Raw genomic sequence first — 361 nt, 5'->3', positions numbered from 1 at the left:
GGCCGGGGGCCTGGGGGCGGGGGGCCAGGGGCCGTGGAGGCCTCCGGGAGGACGGCACCGCACGGCGCGCCACCGGGCGCGGGCGTCACCCATCGCGGGCGTCGGCACCGGACGCGGGCGTCACCGCACGGCGCGGACGTCACCGCGAGGCACGGGCATCACCGCGAGGCCCGGACGTCGTCCGTCGCGGGCGTCGGTACGGGCGCGCGGGCGTCACCAATCGCGGCCGGAGCGGCCTCGCTTCGTCTCGCCCCGCTGCTTCTTCTCACGCAGCCGGCGCTCGTTGATACCGCGCGGTACGCGCTTCTTGCGGCGCGGCGAGGGCGGCGGCGCGGTGGCCTCCGCGAGGAGGGCGGCGAGT

1 pseudogene is annotated in these 361 nt (G+C 79.5%); it reads right to left on the bottom strand.

Annotation, left to right across the window (positions count from 1 at the left end):
- Positions 1-213: 213 nt before the first annotated feature.
- Positions 214-361, bottom strand: a pseudogene (locus IH13_RS41510) (aminoacyl-tRNA hydrolase); the annotation flags it as partial.

The sequence above is a fragment of the Streptomyces sp. NRRL WC-3549 genome (assembly GCF_000721935.1).
Classification (GTDB): Bacteria; Actinomycetota; Actinomycetes; order Streptomycetales; family Streptomycetaceae; genus Streptomyces.
Note: the sequence above shows the minus strand (reverse complement) of the source record. Positions and strands in the feature narration are given on the sequence as shown.